The following is a 5,967-nucleotide window of genomic DNA, read 5'->3' as shown; positions in this document are numbered from 1 at the left end:
GGAGCGCGTCTTCGACATCGCCACCGTCGTGGACGCCCTGCGGCGGATCATGGACGGGGAGACGGTGATCGACCCGACGATCGTCTCGCGTCTTGTGGGGCGACGCCGCCGGGAGGACCCGCTCGCCGCACTCAGCGAGCGAGAACGAGAGGTGCTCGGGCTGATCGCCGAAGGCATGTCCAACCGGGCCATCGCCGCCCGGCTGTTCGTCACCGAACGCACCGTCGAGGCGCACGTCACGCAGATCTTCCAGAAGCTCCACCTGCCCGAGTCAGCCGACCAGCATCGCCGCGTGCTGGCCGTCCTCACATTCCTCCGCGCCTGACCAGGCAGCCGAGCGGGAGGTCCCAACGGCCAGAGGGACTGGCCCTCGTTCATGCGCAGCGCAGGTGCCGCTCGACCGAACAGACCAGAGGCTTCGGGGTGGGCTCCTCAGTGACCAGAAACGACAGACAAAGGAAGTGCTCTCCATCCGGCACACGCCCGCCCAACCGGCCCCGAACGCCAAGACGACCAGGGCTCCAAGTCCACCCGGTCCCGAACGCGAAACTGAGCAGCGTTTCCGCTGGTCAGCCTGTCGAGCGGCTGACAAGCTTCTCGATCGGCTCGACGGGTCACGGCAGCGGTCGGAGTTGTGTTCCATTCGGAACAGGCTCGACGGTCGTTCGGTCGTTCTTGCCACGGGCTGCTTCGACATCCTCCACGCTGTCCTCGACCACTGTGTTGGCAGGAAGGTCCAGTCAGCCCCTCATCAAGCCTCCCGCCATCCCACGGCCGCGGCGGTACGGTCATGAAAAGTCGTGAGCTCGCCCAGAACTTCCTGAGGAACCCACACACGGCGCGCCGCCTGGTGGAGCTCGCGGATGGTCCGGATGGTGCGCTCCGCATCGACCTGGGAGCCGGGAAGGGAGCCATAACGAAAGCGGCGCTCACCCGAGGAGACCGTGTCCTGGCGATCGAGAAAGACGACCGGCTCGTCAGGGAACTCACCCAGCGGCTCGGTGGCAATCCGGCTCTCGAGATCTGTCACGGCGACCTCCTCGATGTGCAGCCGCCGCCCGAGCCGTACGTCTGTGTCGGCAACCCACCCTTCAACATCTCCACTCAGCTCGTGCGCCGCTGGATGACGACCGAACAGTTCATCTCCGGGGCCATCATCGTCGAGCGTGAGTTCGGCCGACGGATCATCGGGCACTACGGCACGACGAAGCTTTCCGCCGCTCTGGGGGCATTCCTCTCTATGCAGGTTGTCGGCTCACTCCGGCCCACGGACTTCCAGCCTCAGCCGCGGGTCCACGTCGCGATCATGACGGCTGCCCGACTGGAGCGGCCCCTGGTCCCTTGGCGGCAGCAGCGCGCCTACTGGCTGTTCGTCAACTACCTCTTCGAGCGCAGCCGGCTCACGGTGGGGGCGTCGCTCGCCGAGCTCCGTGTCCCGGGGCTGGCCAGGAGCCTGGCCGACCAGCCGCTCCGCGACGCCAGCATCGAGGACATCGCGTGGCTGTTCCACCACGTCCGCAAGCACAACGGCAACCGCTGGGCCCGAATCGAGTCCTTCGAACGCCGACTGCCGTCGAACCGACGAGCGCTGGACCCGGGCCCAGAGTAGTCACCCGCCACGGAGCGTCGCGCCGGTCACCGCTGTTGCCACTGCTCACCATCGTTGCGACGCTCTTGGCCGTGTCGCTTGCAGTCGCGGTCAGCGTGGCGACGGGCGGCACTCTCCCTAGTCTTCTGCGGTCGTACCAGCCTTGGGCCTGGGGCCTGGCCTGTTGTCGGCATCCTCAGCTTGGCCACCATCGGTGTGACCCTGCTCCAGTCACGGCACGCCCACTGCGGCGCGATGAGCCTCGGCCATGCCACGACAAGATGACCGGAGTGGGTGGTCGCATTGCTCGAGGAGCGGCTGGCGACCGTGCTCGAGTCGAGGTACCGAGATGACGTGGAAGCGGACAAACCGGATACCACGGTGAGCGGTGTGGCGCGCGCAATGGGTGAGCTGCTGACAAGCTGCTGCCAGCCAGCACCTCGCCGCGCTCCGGGCAGGCAGCAGGCCGGGCATCACCCCCGGCCTGACCTGCGGTTCTGTGGTGGAGCCCCCCGGGGGGCTCCACGAACAAGGGAAACCGCTCCAGCGGACGAGATCGCTGGATCTTGTCGCGGTTCTCCACCCTCGATGTCGTCTACGCAAGCCAGCAGGCCGCCCAGGCTGTCGTCGCTGAGCGCGACCCGGACGGTCGCCCGGTTCTGTGGCTTGTGGTAGCGGACCTGCAGCTGGAACCGCTCGAACAGGGCGCGCAACAGCGGTTCGGGCGCCGCAGCCAGCCGGTCGGACGTCACCAGGGGAAGCAGACCCAGCAGGTCCACCGACTGCGCATCCGCGTCCGGCCGTTCGGCCACCACGGCCCGCAACTCCGCCAGTTTGGCTTGCTGCTCGCGATGCAGTTCTCCCAGCCGCCGAGCGATCTGCTCAAACAGGGCCCCGCCGGGGTCATCGCGCTCCTCGAGCGTGCGAACCAGGCGCGCCTGGCGACCCTGGAGGTCGGCGAGGGTTCGCTGGAGCGCTTGCACCCGCGCCTCCCACGCCGCGAGCTCGCCACGGGCCACGTTGGGGAGGTCTTGGGCGAGCAGGGCACGCCGTTGGGGGCCGAACAGGCGCAGCGCGAAGAACTCCAGCACGCCGCGTAGCAGCAGGTCCTGGCGGACCAGGACGCTGGCGGGATGCTCGGGCTGCCGATGTGCGGCCACCTGCCGGCCGAGGCTGCGCTGCGGCTCGCAGGCGTAGTAGACGTAGTCGCGCCGGGCCTTGCGTCTGAGTTTGCCGCGCATCCTGCGACCGCACAGTTCACAGGTCACCAGCGAGCGCAGCGGGTAGCTGCGGCGCGTCTGGGGGTGCCGGTTCAGGCCCGCTCCCGACCGGGATCCGCGCCGCTGCGGTGCGACGTGCTGCGCGGCGGCAAACAGCTGGTGGGAAACGATCGGCTGGTGGGTTGGCCGTGGCGACCAGACCCACGCCTCCGGCGGATTGTGCCGGCCGCCCTTCTTGCTCGCGCGGCGGTTCCAGACCATGTACCCGGTGTACTTGGGGTTGCGCAGGACCTCCAGAACCGCCGAGTAGCCCCAGCAATCCCGGCTGCGGGCCGGGTCGGGAGAGACCGGCGGCGGGTAGCGGTCCGGATCCTGGCTGAGCCGCTCGGCGATCGCCCGGTAGCCCAGGCGCTCGGTCACCCGCCAGGCGAAAATCTGCCGCACCACCGCCGCGCGGACCGGATCGGGGCGCAGGCGGGTCTTGGTCTTGCCCTCCGCCCGGCGGGCTGGCACCGGGTGCGGGATCGGCTCGGCCTGGTACCCGTACGGCGGCCGGCCGACGTTCCATCCCTGCCGCGTGTGCTCACACGCCCCGTCCCAGGACTTCTCCAGCATCTCCAGCACATACCATTCGGCCACCCCCTGCTTGACCCGGCGGGTGAGGATGGCGGTGGCGCGCTTGCCGGACAGCAGGATCGGCTCGTCGGCGGCAAACAGCGCCACCCCGGCCTGCTCCAGCTCGTGCTCGATCTTGGCGCCGTAGTAGGTGCGCCGGGCGATGCGGTCGATCGACTCGCAGATCACCGCGTCGAACCGCCGGCCGGGCCGGCGGGCCTCGGCGAGCAGGTCGGTGATCCCGCCGTCCCGCGGGATGCGGAGGTCGAACGCCTCGTGCGCGGTGCCCTGCCCGCGGGCCTCCAGGTCGAGCCGGCCGGACTCCACGTCGTAGAAGTGGGCGACGATCACCCAGCCGGGCGGCAGCGCATCGCGGGAGGACGCGAGCTGCCGCGGCAGCGACAGCGACGGGTCCTGCTGGTCGTAGGTAGAGGTCCGTCCGGCCCACGCCAGCCGCAATGCGCGAAAGGAATCTCGAAGCATCGGGGAACCGGCGTTACCTGGCCGCAGAGCCGCCTCCCACGGCACCAGCCGGACGCCTGCGTCGCCTGCCAGCAGGCCGGGGAGGATCGAGGTGGGTGCGGCGGCTTGCGATGGGATCGCCGCGTCCTCCCAGCCACCCTGACCAGCTGCTGGCCCACCATGTGGCTGCTCGCCTGCTACGCCGGCGGCCTGGTAGGCGGCGGGTTGTTCGCCGCCGGCTGGGTTGCCTGCTGATCGTGCAGCCAACTGAGGAGCTCCTTGATCGCCTCGGCCTGGCCGGCTCGCAACATCCGCCCGGCCTCTCCCCGCACGACGACCACCTCAAGGCGGAACCAGGGGTCGGCGCCCCGACGACCATACCTCGACCCCGCGTCGTCCTGTCGGCTGACTTGGCACCCCTGAGCAGGGACTACGGGCTTCCGCGCCGTGCTGGGGAGACGAGCGGGGACGGGCGCGTCGGGCGTGTCGGTCACGCGTCCCGCCGGAGCACAAGCACGTCCTCGTGGGCAATGATGCGCAGCGGCAGGCCGCGCTGGCGGGCCTTGCGGACCCGGTCGAGCTGGAAGAACGACGGTCGGGCAACGAGTTGGTCGCCGCGGAGGCCGACCAGCAGCGCCACGTTGCGTTCGAACGGCACCAGGCCAGCGGCTTCGGCGGTCCGGGTGAGCTGGCCGGGGAAGTCGACCAGCTGCTCCCGGCGGCGCCAGGGCCGGGCGGTCAGCACCAGCAGCCCGCCGGGACGCAGCAGCTGGTGGCAGCCGGCGAGGATCTCCGCCAGCGCGGCCACCAGCCTGGGCTGCCCGACGCGGCCGAGGTTGGCCCGGTCGGGCGAGTAGGCGTTGTCGTACTTGACCACGCCTTGTCCTGGGCGCGCGTCGACTTGGCCGTGCACGCTGGAGCCGTACGGCGGGGAGGTCACCACCAAGGTGACCCGACCGGTCAGCTCGGGACCCACGAGCTTGAGGAGCTGGCGGGCGTCGCCGGTGACCACCCTGCCGGTGCCGGTGGCGCCGGCGGCGCGGGCGTGGGCGAGGTTGGCGCGGGCGAGGTCGGCCCAGCGCGGCTCCAGCTCCACCCCGACCGCGTCGCGGCCCAGCCGGGTCGCCTCCACCAGGGTGGTGCCGATCCCACACATCGGGTCCAGCACCAGCTCGCCGGGCTGGCTGTAGGCGGCGATCGCGTGGCGGGCGATGGCGGGCAGCATCTTGGCCGGGTGGGCGGTGGAGCCGGGCAGATACCAGCCGGTCCGCTGGGCGCTGGCGGGCTGCTGGGCGGTGGGCCACACCGACAGGGGCAGGGGCTGGTCAGCCACGGGCGCCTCCGGGGGAACCGGCCGACCGTTCGGCCGGGTCGGCGATGGCCAGGCGGGCGCCGAGCCGGGTGACCACGTCGGCGCTGACCCCGTCGCCCACCAACCGGCCCCGGGCGGTGTCGGCCAGCGGTCGGTGGCCGGCTGCTGCGGTCCACTCGCGGCTCATGGCTGGTCGGGGTTCAGCCGGTGGGGGTTGCCGTGGTCGCTGATGAACCAGATGTCGGGCCAGACCTGGTCGGCGTCCATCGCCGCCCGCAGCATCCCCAGCGCCTGGTGCAGGTCGCGGGCTTGGCCGAGGAACCGCCCGCCGAGCCCGACTGCATACCAGGCGCCCAGCGGCCCGGTCGGGGTGATGGTCGCTTCCTCCTCGCCCGGACCGGTGCTGGCCGCCAGCGCGGTGAACGCCCGGCGGGCGTGGAACGGGGTCGGGTACTGGTCGACGGTGATCATGCCCTGCCGGTCTTGGTGGACGATGAAGTTGCCGGCGGGGACGGGCTGGTCGAACGCATCGGTCAGTTCCGGCTGCTCGGCGGGGTCGACCAGCAGCAGGCTGGCCACAAACCCGTCCTCCTCGACGTCGCCGACGCTGTCGTTGCCCCACCCCTCCTGGGTGACGGTGTGCAGCAGCTCGGCCAGGGCCGGGTCGGGGTTGTGCTGGTAGTTGCCGGGCACCCGCCTCACCCCTGTTCGCGGCGGCCGCTGCCGCGCCGTGATGTCCGGTCGGGATGCGATGGTGCGGCCACGCCGCG

6 protein-coding genes are annotated in these 5,967 nt (G+C 71.0%); 2 read left to right on the top strand and 4 right to left on the bottom strand.

Annotated elements, in window-relative coordinates; genetic code table 11:
- The coding region (locus VG276_15500) for a response regulator transcription factor (GenBank protein ID HEV8650759.1) at positions 1-325 on the top strand (325 nt) is incomplete at its 5' end.
- A gap of 465 nt (positions 326-790) precedes the next feature.
- Positions 791-1,609: an rRNA adenine dimethyltransferase family protein gene (locus tag VG276_15495; GenBank protein HEV8650758.1), complete on the top strand. Its 819-nt coding sequence runs from the start codon at positions 791-793 to the stop codon at positions 1,607-1,609.
- Between the two features lie 452 nt (positions 1,610-2,061).
- Here VG276_15495 and VG276_15490 read toward each other — a convergent pair whose 3' ends face one another.
- From VG276_15490 to VG276_15475, 4 genes are all read right to left on the bottom strand, one after another.
- Positions 2,062-3,906, bottom strand: a complete 1,845-nt coding sequence (locus VG276_15490) for a recombinase family protein (protein ID HEV8650757.1) — start codon at positions 3,904-3,906, stop codon at positions 2,062-2,064.
- Positions 3,907-4,375: 469 nt separating this feature from the next.
- Complete coding sequence (locus tag VG276_15485) at positions 4,376-5,218, bottom strand: class I SAM-dependent methyltransferase (GenBank protein ID HEV8650756.1); 843 nt, start codon at positions 5,216-5,218, stop codon at positions 4,376-4,378.
- Positions 5,211-5,384 (bottom strand): hypothetical protein, encoded by a 174-nt coding sequence (locus tag VG276_15480; protein ID HEV8650755.1) that lies wholly within the window; start codon positions 5,382-5,384, stop codon positions 5,211-5,213. The genes VG276_15485 and VG276_15480 overlap by 8 nt, the downstream gene beginning before the upstream one ends.
- A partial coding sequence (locus VG276_15475; protein HEV8650754.1) for a hypothetical protein occupies positions 5,381-5,967 on the bottom strand: 587 nt, incomplete at its 5' end. The genes VG276_15475 and VG276_15480, both read right to left, overlap by 4 nt.

The organism is Actinomycetes bacterium (assembly GCA_036000965.1).
In the GTDB taxonomy this organism is placed as follows: domain Bacteria; phylum Actinomycetota; class CALGFH01; order CALGFH01; family CALGFH01; genus DASYUT01.
The sequence above is the reverse complement of the archived record's forward strand: the minus strand, read 5'-3'. Positions and strand labels throughout refer to the sequence as shown.